Source organism: Variovorax gossypii, assembly GCF_003965815.1.
GTDB classification, from domain to species: Bacteria; Pseudomonadota; Gammaproteobacteria; order Burkholderiales; family Burkholderiaceae_C; genus Variovorax; species Variovorax gossypii.
Window position 1 is genome coordinate 148,068 of sequence record NZ_RXOE01000001.1, and the last position, 13,645, is coordinate 161,712.

Annotated in this window: 15 protein-coding genes; 7 read left to right on the forward strand and 8 right to left on the reverse strand. The window is 68.1% G+C overall.

Going from position 1 to position 13,645, the window contains the following annotated elements; all coding sequences use genetic code 11:
- The first annotated feature begins 16 nt into the window (after nt 1–16).
- The 4 genes from EJP69_RS00660 to EJP69_RS00675 all read left to right on the forward strand — a co-directional run bounded on the left by EJP69_RS00660 (nt 17) and on the right by EJP69_RS00675 (nt 3,253).
- Nucleotides 17–1,084 carry a branched-chain amino acid ABC transporter permease gene (locus EJP69_RS00660; RefSeq protein ID WP_093202627.1) on the forward strand — a complete coding sequence of 356 codons (1,068 nt, stop codon included), beginning with the start codon at nt 17–19 and terminating at the stop codon, nt 1,082–1,084.
- Nucleotides 1,081–1,974, forward strand: a complete 894-nt coding sequence (locus tag EJP69_RS00665) for an alpha/beta fold hydrolase (RefSeq protein WP_126468413.1) — start codon at nt 1,081–1,083, stop codon at nt 1,972–1,974. Before EJP69_RS00660 ends, EJP69_RS00665 begins: the two co-directional genes overlap by 4 nt.
- A 68-nt stretch (nt 1,975–2,042) precedes the next feature.
- The gene (locus EJP69_RS00670; RefSeq protein WP_126468414.1) at nt 2,043–2,549 is read left to right on the forward strand and encodes a DUF1993 domain-containing protein; all 507 of its coding nucleotides are present in this window, start codon (nt 2,043–2,045) and stop codon (nt 2,547–2,549) included.
- Nucleotides 2,550–2,689: 140 nt separating this feature from the next.
- Nucleotides 2,690–3,253: a thioredoxin family protein gene (locus EJP69_RS00675; protein ID WP_126469249.1), complete on the forward strand. Its 564-nt coding sequence runs from the start codon at nt 2,690–2,692 to the stop codon at nt 3,251–3,253.
- A 13-nt stretch (nt 3,254–3,266) separates the two neighbouring features.
- Here EJP69_RS00675 and EJP69_RS00680 read toward each other — a convergent pair whose 3' ends face one another.
- Genes EJP69_RS00680 through hemH form a run of 3 tightly spaced genes read right to left on the reverse strand, consistent with a single transcriptional unit; the run spans nt 3,267 to nt 6,255 of the window.
- Nucleotides 3,267–4,379: a hypothetical protein gene (locus EJP69_RS00680; protein ID WP_126468415.1), complete on the reverse strand. Its 1,113-nt coding sequence runs from the start codon at nt 4,377–4,379 to the stop codon at nt 3,267–3,269.
- Complete coding sequence (locus EJP69_RS00685; protein ID WP_126468416.1) at nt 4,376–5,224, reverse strand: class I SAM-dependent methyltransferase; 849 nt, start codon at nt 5,222–5,224, stop codon at nt 4,376–4,378. Before EJP69_RS00685 ends, EJP69_RS00680 begins: the two co-directional genes overlap by 4 nt.
- Nucleotides 5,221–6,255 (reverse strand): ferrochelatase, encoded by a 1,035-nt coding sequence (gene hemH / locus EJP69_RS00690; protein ID WP_126468417.1) that lies wholly within the window; start codon nt 6,253–6,255, stop codon nt 5,221–5,223. Before hemH ends, EJP69_RS00685 begins: the two co-directional genes overlap by 4 nt.
- Before the next feature lie 15 nt (nt 6,256–6,270).
- Between hemH and EJP69_RS00695 the strand changes: the two genes are divergently transcribed.
- Nucleotides 6,271–7,002, forward strand: a complete 732-nt coding sequence (locus EJP69_RS00695; protein ID WP_093202612.1) for an HAD family hydrolase — start codon at nt 6,271–6,273, stop codon at nt 7,000–7,002.
- A 4-nt stretch (nt 7,003–7,006) separates the two neighbouring features.
- On the opposite strand, the gene EJP69_RS00700 is transcribed toward EJP69_RS00695, so the two are convergent.
- Nucleotides 7,007–7,312, reverse strand: coding sequence for an NIPSNAP family protein (locus tag EJP69_RS00700; RefSeq protein WP_093202610.1), 306 nt, complete (start codon nt 7,310–7,312; stop codon nt 7,007–7,009).
- Nucleotides 7,313–7,451: 139 nt separating this feature from the next.
- Between EJP69_RS00700 and EJP69_RS00705 the strand changes: the two genes are divergently transcribed.
- Entirely contained in the window at nt 7,452–8,093 is a 642-nt protein-coding gene (locus tag EJP69_RS00705; RefSeq protein WP_093202607.1) for a LysE family translocator, read from the forward strand.
- Between the two features lie 15 nt (nt 8,094–8,108).
- Here the strand turns inward: EJP69_RS00705 and EJP69_RS00710 are convergent, their stop codons facing one another.
- The 4 genes from EJP69_RS00710 to hpnC all read right to left on the reverse strand — a co-directional run bounded on the left by EJP69_RS00710 (nt 8,109) and on the right by hpnC (nt 11,596).
- On the reverse strand, nt 8,109–8,417 hold the full coding sequence (locus EJP69_RS00710) for a hypothetical protein (RefSeq protein WP_126468418.1): 309 nt from the start codon (nt 8,415–8,417) through the stop codon (nt 8,109–8,111).
- Nucleotides 8,414–9,670 (reverse strand): hydroxysqualene dehydroxylase HpnE, encoded by a 1,257-nt coding sequence (hpnE, locus tag EJP69_RS00715; RefSeq protein ID WP_126468419.1) that lies wholly within the window; start codon nt 9,668–9,670, stop codon nt 8,414–8,416. Before hpnE ends, EJP69_RS00710 begins: the two co-directional genes overlap by 4 nt.
- Before the next feature lie 175 nt (nt 9,671–9,845).
- Nucleotides 9,846–10,685 carry a presqualene diphosphate synthase HpnD gene (gene hpnD, locus EJP69_RS00720; protein ID WP_093202600.1) on the reverse strand — a complete coding sequence of 280 codons (840 nt, stop codon included), beginning with the start codon at nt 10,683–10,685 and terminating at the stop codon, nt 9,846–9,848.
- Nucleotides 10,682–11,596, reverse strand: a complete 915-nt coding sequence (gene hpnC, locus EJP69_RS00725; RefSeq protein ID WP_093202598.1) for a squalene synthase HpnC — start codon at nt 11,594–11,596, stop codon at nt 10,682–10,684. The genes hpnD and hpnC overlap by 4 nt, the downstream gene beginning before the upstream one ends.
- Nucleotides 11,597–11,747: 151 nt before the next feature.
- On the opposite strand from hpnC, the gene EJP69_RS00730 reads away from it, so the two are divergent.
- On the forward strand, nt 11,748–13,592 hold the full coding sequence (locus EJP69_RS00730) for a potassium transporter Kup (RefSeq protein ID WP_093202596.1): 1,845 nt from the start codon (nt 11,748–11,750) through the stop codon (nt 13,590–13,592).
- Nucleotides 13,593–13,645: the final 53 nt, after the last annotated feature.

The window sequence follows — 13,645 nt, forward strand, 5'->3', positions numbered from 1 at the left end:
AGAGGAGGGCGAAAGCATGTTCCTGAAACGACTCCTCTCCAACGACATGCCCCGCAGCCGGCTGCTTGCGCTGCTGCTGCTCGCGGTGTTCATCGCGCTGGCCTTCGCGCCTTTCATCTTCCCGGGCGTGAAGGCGCTCAGCGTCGCGGCCAAGATCCTGGTGTTCGTGGTGCTGGTTGCGAGCTTCGACCTGCTGCTGGGCTACACCGGCATCGTGAGCTTCGCGCACACCATGTTCTTCGGCATCGGGGCCTATGGCATCGCGATCTCGGCCTCTAGGCTCGGGCCCAACTGGGGCGCGGTGCTGGTGGGGCTGGGCGCGTCGCTGGCGATCTCGCTGGTGCTCTCGTTCGCCATCGGCCTGTTCTCGCTGCGGGTGCGCGCGATCTTCTTCGCGATGATCACGCTGGCCGTGGCCTCGGCCTTCCAGACGCTGGCCTCGCAGCTGTCCGACTTCACCGGCGGCGAAGACGGCCTGACCTTCAAGCTGCCCGAGCTGATCTCGCCGAGCTTCGAGTTCGCGGAAGAGCCTTTCCTCGGCGTCTCGCTCGATGGCCGCCTGCTTTGCTACTACCTGCTGTTCGTGGCGGCGGTGGTGCTGGTGCTGGCGCTGCTGCGCATCGTGAACTCGCCCTTTGGCCGCGTGCTGCAGGCCATTCGCGAGAACGAGTTCCGCGCCGAGGCCATCGGCTACCGCGTGGTGGTTTACCGCACCACGGCCGCCGTGCTGTCGGCGCTGTTCGCCACGCTGGCCGGCGCGATGCTCGCGATCTGGCTGCGCTACAACGGTCCCGACACCTCGCTGAGCTTCGAGATCATGATCGACGTGCTGCTGATCGTGGTGATCGGCGGCATGGGCACCATCTACGGCGCGGCCATCGGCGCGGTGCTCTTCGTGGTGGCGCAGAGCTACCTGCAGGACCTGCTGCGCATCGGCAACGAGGCAGCGAGCGGCCTGCCTTGGCTGGCGGCGCTGCTGTCGCCCGACCGCTGGCTGCTGTGGCTGGGCGTGCTCTTCGTTCTTTCCGTCTATTACTTCCCCACCGGCATCGTCGGAAAACTGCGAGCGAGAGCGGCGCGATGAGCGACAACCACAACAATCAGATTCCACTCTCGCGCTATGCGCAGCTCGCGGGCCGCGAGATCCACTGGCTCGAATGGGGTGCGGCCGAGGCGCCCGTGGTCATCGCCTGGCACGGCCTGGCGCGCACCGGACGCGACATGGACGAACTGGCGCAGCACTTCGCGTCGCGCGGATTCCGCGTGATCTGCCCCGACACCATCGGCCGGGGCCTGAGCCAGTGGAGCCCGCTGCCCGACGAGGAATACACGCTCGCGTTCTATGCGCGCATCGCCAACGCGCTGTGCGACGAACTGCGGCTGGGGCGGGTGCACTGGGTCGGCACCTCGATGGGCGGCGCCATCGGCACCGTCTGCGCCTCGGCCCTGTTCGAGCCGCGCATGAAGGCGCGCATCGCGAGCCTGGTGCTCAACGACAACGCGCCCGAACTGGCGCAGCCCGCCATCGAGCGCATCCGCGCCTACGCGGGCAATCCGCCCGCCTTCGACACGGTGGCCGAGCTGGAGGCCTTCTTCCGCACGGTCTACAAGCCCTACGGCTGGCTCAGCGACGCGCAATGGCGCCGGTTGACCGAGACCTCCACGCGCCGCCTGCCCGACGGGCGCGTCACGCCGCACTACGACCCGGCCATGGTCCGGCAGTTCAGCGCGCACGACAACGACTACCTGATCTGGCCGCACTACGACGCCATCGAGGTGCCGGTGCTGTGCCTGCGCGGCGCCGAGTCCGACCTGGTGCTGCCCGGCGTGGTCGAGGAGATGAAGCGGCGCGGCCCCGGCGCGGCCGGCAGGCTGCAGGTGATCGAAGTTCCTGCCTGCGGTCACGCTCCCGCGCTCAACGTGCCCGAACAACTTGAGCCCATCGAGGGGTTTATCCGCGCGGCCGGTCGCTGAGGCTGCGGCGGCGGGACAATCGCCGCCCACCTCAACCACAGGGCCGAGACAAGGCCCCGAACACCATCATGGCGCTCTCGATGTACGACCTGTCCGTGCCCGTCTTCACGCGCGGACTCGGACAACTCACCCATCTGCTCGACAAGAGCCTGGCGCATGCCAAGGCCAACGGCATCGATCCGGCCACGCTGGTGGATGCGCGCCTCGCGCCCGACATGCTCACGCTGGCTGGCCAGATCCAGCGCGCGAGCGATGCCTCGAAGCTGGGCACGGCGCGCATCGCCGGTGTCACCGCGCCGAGCTTTCCCGACGAGGAGAAGACCTGGGACGACCTGGTCGCGCGCATCGCGAAGACGCAGGACTTCCTGGTGAGCGTCGACCGCGCGTTGATCGATGGCCACGAAGATCGCGCCGTGACCATCAAGACCCGCGAAGGCGAGGCGACCTTCACCGCGCAGCGCTACCTGCTGCAGTTCGCACTGCCGAACTTCTTCTTCCACGTGACCACCGCCTACGACGTGCTGCGCCACAAGGGCATGCCGATCGGCAAGATGGACTATCTGGGCAAGTTCTGAGTTCTGATCCCGGCGGCTCTTCACGCCGCCGGGACAAACTTCAAATTGCCGTGACACATGCGCACGCCCGGCGTGCGCCGCGAACAATCGCGCCTGACCGCTTTCGGTCTGGCATTCGAGCGAGGTTCGCGATCATGAAGATGTTGTCCAGAAGGGCGTTCTCGGGGTTGGCCGCCGGCTCCTCCGCGCTCGCGGCTGCCGTGGGTGGCGCGTGGCCGGTGCGCAGTGCGCTGGCCGTGTCGCCGGGCCTGCGCGACTACGGCAAGGCGCCCGAGTTCGCGGGCATCGACAAGTGGCTCAACTCGGAGCCGCTCACGATGCGGGGCCTGGCCGGCAAGGTGGTGCTGGTCGATTTCTGGACCTACTCCTGCATCAACTGCATCCGCACGCTGCCCTACGTGGTTCGCTGGTACGAGAAGTACAAGGACCAGGGCTTCGTGGTGGTGGGCGTGCATTCGCCCGAGTTCGCCTACGAGAAGTCGACGCGCAACGTGCAGGACGCGATCCAGCGCTTCGGCATCCGCTATCCGGTGGCGCAGGACAACGGCTTCTCCACCTGGAAGGCTTACAACAACCAGTACTGGCCGGCGTTCTACCTCGCCGACAGAAACGGACAGGTGATGCGGCAGCACTTCGGCGAAGGGGAGTACGCCGAGATGGAAGCCGCGATCGAGGCGCTGCTGGGGCGCAGGCAGCCGGCCTGAGCAGGGGGCCGAACTACTTCGCCGGCTCGACGATGCGCCGCACCGCGGCCTTGCCCGCGGGCGTGAGCACCGGGCCGAGCTCGGCGTAGGGCACTTCGATGGCGATCTCACAGCCGGTGCCGTATTCGGGCTGCGAGAAACGCATGCCTTTGGCTTCCAGCGTAAGGTCGTAGTGGGCGTCTTCCTCGTAGTTGGACTTGCAGTTCTCCTCGGCCTTCGACGGCTGGATGCCCGCGTACTTGAACAGGAAGCGGCGCAGCTTCGGCGGCATCGGGCCGCTTTCGGTGCCGGCGATCTGCCCCGGCGCTTTCTGCGGCGGCACCTGCGGGCGCGGGCCGAACCATGACCACGGGTCGACCTGCTTGCCCGTCTGCAGGTCCCACGTGCGGTAGAACCACGAGATGCCGGCGCGGCCCGTGCCGGCCGCCCAGGTGTAGTTGCGGATGCTGAGCCACTGCGAAGTCCAGTATTCGGGCTCGGTGGTGTTCTCGTCCTCGGCGGGCACGCCGACCCGGCCGAGAAACTCGCGGCGCTTGTCGAAATATTCCTTGATCGTGTCCTTGCCGGTGTCGAAGTCGCGGCGAAGCTCCCGGTTGATGGCCGCGAGCGCGGGCTCGGGGCCGGAGAGCTCGATGGTTTCCTGCCCGGCGAAGCGCAGGCGGCGGAAGCTGCGGACGGTCGCGTATTCCTCTTTCTTCCCGATCTCGATCTTCGGCGGTGCTTCGAGCTGGCCTGCGTAGCCGTCGCTTGCGCAGGCCTTGTCGCCGCCCGTCGCATCGGTCAGGTTCAACTGGATCGGCAGCGTGGTGGGCGTGCCTTTCACGCTCCTCCAGGTGCCTGAGAGCGTGGTGCCTTTGACGGGGTCCAGCGCCCACAGGCCGGTTTCGCCGCCTTCGCGCCAGAAACTGTCCTTGTCGGAGCGGCCCAGTGCGATCGCCTTCTTGTACTGCTTGTAGAAGTAGCTGCCGCTCGGATAGTCGGAGTTGAAACAGGCCACGATGGCCTTGGTGCCGAGCGTGCCTTCCCATACGCCCTTGGGCACATCGACGGTACCGGCGGCATGTGCCAGGAGCGGCAGCAGCAGGACAAGGCCACCGAGGCATCGGGTGCGAAGATGTTTCGTCATGGCTTGCGTGCGGAGATCGAATACATGAGCGGAATGCGCGGCATGCCCTCTGGCGGCGCCATGCGGCGGCCGCCGATGTCGCGCATGCCTTCGAAGGGCTTCCAGCCGTTGGCGTACGGGTACTCGTCGAGCCGCCCGATGACGAGGCCGGCCTGCGACAGCGCGGTCGTCACCTGACCCACGCCCCATGTGAACTCGAAGCTCGGGTGCGGGTTCGCGAAGTTCTCCACGCCGCGCTCGTAGCCTTCGCGCACCAGCCCGTCGCCGGACTCGGCCACGTAGTCACCAACACCTTCCTCCGGCACGGGGGCTTCGTTGAAGTAGTCATAGTGAAACTTCCAGGCCGGGTCGAACACCAGCGCGAAGGGATGGAACTCGATGAAGACGAAGCGCCCGCCGGGCTCGAGCATCTGCGCCACGCCGCGTGCCCAGGCGCCGATGTCGGACAGCCAGCACAGCGTGCCGTACGAACAGAAGACGATGTGGTGCTTCTCGCCGCGTGCCTGCGCCTCGCGGAAGTAGTCGTAGACGTCCGAGCGGACGAAGCGCGCCGCGATGCCCGACTGCTGCGAGAGCTGCGTCGCGAAGTCGACGGCTTCGTCGGAGATGTCCACGCCCGTCACCTCCGCGCCGAGGCGCGCGATGCTCAGGCTGTCCTGACCTGCGTTGCATTGCAGGTGCAGCACACGCAAGCCTTTCACATCGCCGAGCAGACCGGCTTCCTCGGGGAAGAGGGTGGAGCCGCCCTCGCGGAAGAAGGCGGCCTGGTCGCCCTTGTGGCTGTTGTGCGCGACGGTCGCCGCGTTCCACGAGAGCCGGTTGGCTTCGTGCAGGTCCTGCTTCATGGGGTTGGCGTTCTTTGCGTGGGCCAGCCCGCCAGGTTGCGTTCGGCGATGCCCGCGAGGGCGGTGATCCATGCCGGGCTGTCGTTGAGGCAAGGGATGTAGCTGAAGGCCTGGCCGCCGGCGTGCAGGAAGGCCTCGCGGCCTTCCATGGCGATTTCTTCCAGCGTCTCGAGGCAGTCTGCGGGGAAGCCTGGGCACACCACGTCCACGCGCTTCACGCCGGATGCGCCGAGCTCGCGCAGGGTGGGCTCGGTGTACGGCTCCAGCCACTTGGCCTTGCCGAAGCGCGACTGGAAGGTCACGCGGTACTGGGTGCTCGAAAGGCCCAGGCGTGTCGCGAGCAGCCGGGCGGTTTCGGTGCACTGCGCCTGGTACGGATCGCCCAGTGCGATGTTGCGTGCGGGGATGCCATGGAAGCTCATCAGCAGCACCTCGCCGCGGCCCTCGGTCTTCCAGTGCTTCTCGATGCTCTGGGCCAGCGCGTCGATGTAGGCCGGGTCGTCGTGGTAGTCGTTGACGAAGCGGAATTCGGGCACGCGGCGTTGCTTGCGGCTCCAGGCGTTCACCGCGTCGATCACGCTCGCGGTGGTGGTGCCCGAGTACTGCGGATAGGCCTGCAGCACCAGCACGCGGGTGGCGCCTTCGGCCTGCAGCGCGTCGAGGCGGGAGGCGATGGAGGGGCTGGCGTAGCGCATTGCGTCGCGCACCGTCAGGCGGTGCCCGCGCTCGCCGAGCCATCCGGCCAGCAGCGTCGCCTGCTTCTGCGTCCAGACCTTGAGCGGCGAGCCTTCGCGCATCCAGATGCTCGCGTACTTGGCGGCCGACTTGGCCGGCCGCGTGCGCAGGATGATGCCGTGCAGGATCGGCGCCCAGACCGCCTTCGGAATCTCGACCACGCGCGGGTCGCCCAGGAAGTCGGCGAGGTAGGGGCGAACGGCGGCCGCGGTGGGGGCGTCGGGGGAGCCCAGGTTGCACCAGAGCACTGCTGTGCGCGGGGTACTCGGGGAGGCGTTCTCTTGGGTCGAAGGCATGCGATATTCTCGGGCATGACTTCCGCTTCCCCGGTGCCTGCGGGCGCCGCGCCTCTCGATCTCAAGCGCATCTCGGCGATCTCCCTGGACCTCGACGACACCCTGTGGCCGATCTGGCCGACTATCGAACGCGCCGAGGCCGTGCTGCACCAGTGGCTGCTGCGCGAGGCGCCCAAGACCGCCACCTTGCTGATGACGCCGGGCATCCTGCGCGAGTTGCGCGAAGCCACCGCCAAGGAGCGCTCCGATCTCGCGCACGACCTGAGTGCGCTGCGCCGCGAGTCGATCCGCACGGCGCTCGTGCGCGCCGGTGAAGACCCGGCGCTGGCCGAGCCGGCCTTCGATGCCTTCTTCGCCGAGCGCCAGCGCGTGACGCTCTACGACGATGCGCTGCCGGCGCTGAAGTGGCTCAGCGAGCGCTATCCGCTGGTGGCGATCTCGAACGGCAACGCCGACATCCACAAGACGGGCGTGGGCCGCTGGTTCCGCACCGCCTTCAACGCGCGCGCCTTCGGCAGCGGCAAGCCGCATGCGCCCATCTTCCGCGCGGCCGCGGCATCGGTCGGTCTGCTGCCCAAGGACGTGCTGCATGTGGGCGACGACGCCGAGCTCGACGTGGTCGGCGCGCTCAACGCCGGCATGCAGGCTGCATGGCTGGTGCGCGACGAGCGGCCCTGGGTGCACGGTGCGCGGCCGCAGTTGATCGTGCCCAACCTGCACGCGCTGTGCATGGCGTTGGGCGGCTGAGGCGTTAGCCGAAGACTGGTCTGAAGAAGCTGCGTTCGTAGCTGAGGATGCAGCGGGTTTCTTCCGCGTACTTGAATGCGGCCTGGCATTCCGAGTCCTGCATCGAGTCGGCGCGATATTGTTCGTAGGCGGCCAGGCTCGGAAAGCTGAACATAGCCAGCGCCACGTTGTTCGTGCCTTCCGACGGCAGGAAATAGCCGTGGTGCTTGCCGCCGAACTTCTCGACCAGAGGGATCCAGAGCCGGCCGTAGTGCTCGAATTCCTTGAGCTTGTAGGGATCGACGATGTAGCGCAGGTAGCAGGTGACCATGGCGGTTCGGTTGGTGGTGGGTTGAGGGAAGCGCAGGGGTATTGGCGCGGCGCCAGCGACGAGGCGCCGGGCTGACTATAGTTTCTCGTTCCCACCCACCCATCTCCCTTGCGGCCCCGCGCCGGGCAGGAAACCCGAAGTGCATCTCTCCAACTGGCTCATCTTCTGCAGCGTCACGCTGCTCGTCGTCTTCACCCCGGGGCCGGCCGTGCTGCTCGCGGTCTCGAATTCGATGAGCGTGGGCCCGCGACGGGCGATGATCAGTTCGCTGGGCAATGCGGCAGGGCTCTTCATGGTGTCCGCAGCCGCGATGGCCGGGCTGGGCGTGGTTCTTTCCACCTCGGCCCACGCCTTCATGGTGCTGAAGCTGGCCGGCGCCGCCTACCTGATCTACCTGGGCATCAAGCAATGGCGCAGCCAGGGCAGCGTGTTCGCCGACGTGCAGGGAAGCCAGGGCGCCGCCGCGCCGCGTTCGAGCTGGCGTCTGTTCGGCCACGGGATGACGGTGGCGCTGACCAACCCGAAGGGCATTCTTTTCTTTTCGGCGCTGTTCCCGCAGTTCCTTACGCAGGACGCGCCCATGCTCACGCAGTTCGCGGTGCTGACCGGCACCTTCGCCGCGGCCTCGGTGGTCGCGCACTCGTTCTACGTGCTGCTGGCGCGCCTGCTGCGCAAGCAGCTCTCCGATCCGCGTCGCACGCGCATCTTCAACAAGGTGTCGGGCGGCGCCTTCGTGCTGCTGGGGCTGAGCCTGCTGCGGCTGCGCAACAAGACGGCCTGATTCCGTTTTCTCTCTTCAGTCGAGCCCGAAACGCTCGCGCAGCGCCGCGCAGAAGTCGGCGGTGCCGCTGATCGAGAGGGTGATGGTGTCGTAGCGCGGGTTGTCCTCGCTCGATTCCTGCAGGTCGCAGTCCCACGTCGCGCCTTCGTCGAGGGCGCCGCGCCCATCGGGAAACGTGGCCTCGGCCCAGGCCAGCACCCGGGCGACTTCGGCCCGTACTTCGGGCGTTCTGTCCGGCGAGGTCGATGCCATCGCGTCGAAGGTGCCGTGGCCTTCGGTGTCCTCGCTGTAGTCGAAGTCGAGGTAGCGCAGTTCGGTCGTCATGGGGCGAGTGCCTTGGCGGCGGCCAGTCCGCTGAGGACCGCGCCTTCGAGAGTGGCGGGGTAGGGGCCTTCGACGTAGTCGCCGCAGGCCTGCAGGCCAGGTGCGATGGCAGAGGGCGGCCGCGCAAGGCCCGGCGTGCAGGCGAAGGTGGCGCGCTTTTCGACCACGGTCTGCACCAGCTGCAGGTTCGATTGGCCCAACTGCGCGGCGGCTTGGGCGATGACCCGCTCTTCCAGGACCTCGCGTGAAGCTTCGTTCGCGCTCACGACCATGGCGAGCACGCCTTGCAGGCCGTCGAGCTGACCGCGGTCGAACGCGAACTGGGCTGGTGCCGTGGCCGGATCGCTGCGCAGCGCGAGCATCGGTTCGGCGAGCGGCGTTGCGCCGCGTACGTAGATGGTGGCGATGGCCTCGAAGCGCAGGGCCTCGGTGGTCTCGCACCAAGGGGCCGCAGGCAGGCCGGACGCGCGGACCAGCCGGGCGGCGTCCCACGGCGCACAGGCCAGCACGACCAGATCGAACGCTTCGCCGTCGACCTGCCATTGCCCGGCCTCGGTCGAAATGGCGCGGACGCGGGTGCCGATGCGCACGGTGGCGCCGCGCTGCAGCAGCCACCGGATGGCGGCGTCGGGCAGCAGGGCGCCCAGATCGGCGCGCGGCAACAGCAGGTCAGCACCGCCGCTGCCGCTGAAAAGTGCGTCCTTCAGCACGCGCAGGAAGACTTCCCCGCTCGACTGCGCCACGGGCGTATTGAGCGCTGAAACGCACAGCGGCTCGATCAGCTCCCGCATCACACGTGGCGTGAGGTTGGTGCAGAGATCGGCGACCGTCGTGCCGCTGGCACAACGAAAGCCCGAGAGCCGCCATCCGATCGCGGTGCGCAGCAGTGACGACTTGTCGCGCCAGGTCCAGCCGCGCGCCGTGAAGATGCCCGCCAGCAGGTCGAGCGGTGCTGGCAGCCGCGGCAGCTTGAGTCCGCCGCCATCGGCAAAACGCAGCGAAAGAGGCATACGCAGCAGAGCACCTTCGACATCCACGCCGACATCGCGCATCAGCTGCAGCGTGGCTGTGTAGGCGCCGATCATGATGTGCTGCCCGTTGTCCAGCGCCAGCCCATGCATGTTGTCGACCCGCCGCGCGCGGCCGCCCGGCATGTGCGCGGCCTCGAACAACGTGACGGCATGGCCGAGGCGCGTGGCCTCCACCGCGCAGGCGAGGCCGGCCCAGCCGGCGCCGATGACGGCGACCCTCATGAGTGCAGGTACGCGGCGATGAAGCGGCCGCGATCGTCGTCCTCAGCCTCGCGACGCGATGGTGATGCGGCCCCACTTCCAGAAACACCGAGGAACCGGCTTTGCCGGGCCTCTGGTGTTGCCCCCGGTAGGGGGTTGGCGAAGCGACACGAAGTGCGCGGAGCCTGGGGGCGAGTCATATCCGCCCCAGCGCCTGGACCTTCCACGCCAGCCAGAACTTGCGCACCGGCGTCAGGCTCACGCGCTGGTTCAGCACCTGGAAGTTGTCGCGCTCTATCTCTCGCAGCAGGGTGCGGTAGATGCTGGCCATCATCAGGCCGGGCTTCTGCGAGCGGCGGTCGGCCAGCGGGAGCAGGGCGAGCGCCTCGTCGTAGGCGGCGTGGGCCCGGGCGGCCTGGAATTTCATGAGCTCGACGAAGCGCTCCGAGTGCACGCGGTTCAGGAGCTCGTGCGCCTTCACGTCGAACTTCTGCAACTCGTTCACCGGCAGGTAGATGCGCCCGCGCATGGCGTCCTCGCCCACGTCGCGCAGGATGTTGGTGAGCTGCAGCGCCAGGCCCAGCTTGTGGGCGTAGGCGGTGGTCTGGGTCTCGGTCTGGCCGAAGATGCGCGCCGCGACTTCGCCGACCACGCCGGCCACGAGGTGGCAGTAGCGCGAGAGGCCCTGGAAGTCGAGGTACCGCGTCTGGTCGAGGTCCATCTGGCAGCCATCGATCACCTCGTTGAGCTGGCGCGCCTCGATGCCGTAGGCGGCGGTGTGCGGCATCAGTGCCTGCATCACCGGATGGCGCGGCGTGCCCGCGAACGACTGCGACACCTCGGTGCGCCACCAGGCGAGCTTGGTGGCGGCCACGCCGGGGTCGCTGACCTCGTCGACCACGTCGTCGACTTCGCGGCAGAAGGCGTAGAAGGCCGTGATCGCTGCGCGGCGCGGCTTGGGAAGAAACAGGAAGGCGTAATAGAAACTGCTGCCCGAGGCGGCTGCCTTGTCTTGCACGTATTGCTCGGGGGTCATCGGGGAGGCGCTGCTTTCATGGGCGCTGATTGTCTCCGCATCCGCACGGCCTTCCAGAGCAGCACCGGCGCGTCGGTCTTGCCGATGGCGGGGCGCTGGGAGAAGGTGTCGAAGCCCAGGTCCTCGATCTTGTCGAGGATGCGCAGGCCGCCCTGCACGACCAGGCGCAGCTCCCAGCCGGCGCGGCCCGGCAGGCGATGCACGAGGGGCGCGCCCCGGTGCATGAGCTCGCGTGCCCAGTAGACCACTACTGCTATCAGATTGATAGCTTCCTGCGGAGGCTCGGCGGCGGATAGCGGAGCGAAGACCTTGAAGTTCTCGGGCGTCAGGCCGCGCCGGTCGCAGTCGGTCAGCGGAAAGTAGAAGCGGCCGCGCGGCAGGTCGACGCTCGGGTCCTGCCAGAAGTTGATGAGCTGCAGCGCGCTGCAGATGGCATCGCTCTGCGCGAGGGCCGTGGCGTCGTGCACGCCGTAGAGGTGCAGCAGCAGGCGGCCGACGGGGTTGGCGGAGCGGCGGCAGTAGTCGAGCAGCTCCGCGCGGTCGGCGTAGGTGCCGCGGTCGCGGGTTTTCTCGATGTCCTGCACGAAGGCGCTCAGCAGGTCGGCGAGCAGGTCTTCGGGCAGTCCGTGGCGGGCGATGCTGTGGGCGAGCGGGCCGAAGACGTGGGGCCAGCGCGATTCGGGCGGTACTTCGCCGCGGACGGCTGCGGCCAGCTCTTCACGGTAGGCGTGCAGATCGGCCAGGCGCTCGGCCGGCGAGGCGCTGCCTTCGTCGGCGATGTCGTCGGCGGTGCGCGCGAAGTGGTAGATGGCCGCGATCGGCGGGCGCAGGTGCGGCGGGCATAGCCACGAGGCTACGGGGAAGTTTTCGTAATGCGCCGGCGCAGCGGCGAGGTGGGGAGTGGCGGGCACGCCACGATTGTCAGCCACGACGCAATGCCCCGGCACTATGCTCGCAGCGTCGCCACTACGAACTCCCCGCTTCATGAAAGCATCCGCTCCGGCTTCCGGGTCCCAGGTTTCAGCGTACGGCGAGGCGCCGCACCCGACGGGCCCGGCGCTCATGGTGGCGGCGCTGGGCGTCGTGTTCGGCGATATCGGCACTTCGCCGCTCTACGCCTTCAAGGAAACGATGAACCCCGAGCACGGCGTGCCGTTCACGCCCGATTCGGTGCTGGGGCTGCTCTCGCTGATCTTCTGGGGACTGATGTTCGTGGTCACGCTGAAGTACGTGGTGTTCGTGCTGCGCGCCGACCACGACGGCGAGGGCGGCATCCTGGCGCTGCAGGCGCTCGCGCGCAGCGCCGTGGCGGGGCCGAAGACGAAGCCCTGGGTGTGGAACGCCATCGGGCTGCTGGGCCTGGTGGGCGCGGCCATGTTCTACGGCGACAGCCTGATCACGCCGGCCATCTCGGTGCTGTCGGCGGTCGAGGGGCTGGAAGTGCAGGCGCCGGTGCTGCAGCGCGCGGTGCTGCCGATCACGGTGGTGATCCTGATCGCGCTGTTCATGGTGCAGAAGAAGGGCACCGGCACGGTGGGCAAGATCTTCGGGCCGGTCATGCTGCTGTGGTTCATCGTGCTGGCCGCGGCAGGCGCATGGCAGGTGCTGCAGCAGCCGCAGGTGCTGGCGGCGCTCGATCCGCGGCGCGCCCTCGGCTTCCTGATCGAGCACCGGGCGCAGTCGCTGGCGGTGCTGGGCGCGGTGTTCCTGGCCTTCACCGGCGGCGAGGCGCTGTATGCGGACATGGGGCACTTCGGCGCCAGGCCGATCCGGCTGGCGTGGCTCTTCATCGCGCTGCCCGGACTGGTGCTGAACTACTTCGGGCAGGGGGCGCTGGTGCTGGCGAACCCGGCTGCGATCGACAACCCGTTCTTCCGGCTCTTTCCCTCATGGGGCGTGCTGCCGATGGTGGTGCTGGCCGCGATGGCGACGGTGATCGCCTCGCAGGCGGTGATCTCGGGCGCGTTCTCGCTCACGGCGCATGCCATGCGCATGGGCTACCTGCCGCGCATGCGGGTCATTCAGACATCGGGCACGGCCATCGGGCAGATCTACGTGCCGGCCGTCAACTGGCTGCTGATGGTGGGCGTGCTGCTGCTGGTGCTGGGCTTCCGCAGTTCCGGCGCGCTGTCGGCGGCTTACGGCATCGCAGTGTCGATCACGATGGTGACGACCACGCTGCTGGCCGGCATCGTGGCCTGGGGGCTGTGGCGCTGGAACAAAGTGGCGGTGGCGATCGGCGTGGCCGCATTCGCGGTGGTCGACCTGACTTTCGTGATCGCCAACAGCCTGAAGGTGGCCGAGGGCGGCTGGCTCACGCTGGCGGTGGCGGCCGTGGTGATGGTGCTCTTCACGACCTGGTCGAAGGGGCGCCGGCTGGGCCTGGAGGCGGCCGCGGCCGAGAGCCTGCCGCTGCGGCCCTTCGTCGAATCGCTGGCGCAGCACATGCCGCACCGGGTGAGCGGCACGGCCGTGTTCCTGAACCCCGACGCCACGGCGGTGCCGCATGCGCTGCTGCACAACCTCAAGCACAACCAGGTGCTGCACGAGCAGGTGATCGTGCTGCGCGTGCTGGCCTGCGACACGCCACGCGTCGACGCGCGCATCCGCATCGAGGCCGAGCAGCTGATGGAGGGCATCTGGATGGTCACGGCGCGCCACGGCTTCATGGAGCGGCCCGACGTGCCGGAATTCATCCGCATCCTGGCGTACCAGAAGACGCTGGCGATCGACTCGATGAAGACGTCGTACTTCGTCTCGCGGGCCTCGGTGGGCGAGGAAAACCTGCCGGGCATGAACCCGATCCGGCGCGTGCTCTTCGGCTGGCTGCAGCGCAATGCGGGGAGGGCCTCGGACTATTTCGAGCTGCCCGACAACCGCTTGGTGGAGATGGGCCAGCGCACCTAGATTTCGCGGTCGGCAGGCCCTAGTGACCAGCGGGTCATTGACACTGGTTCACG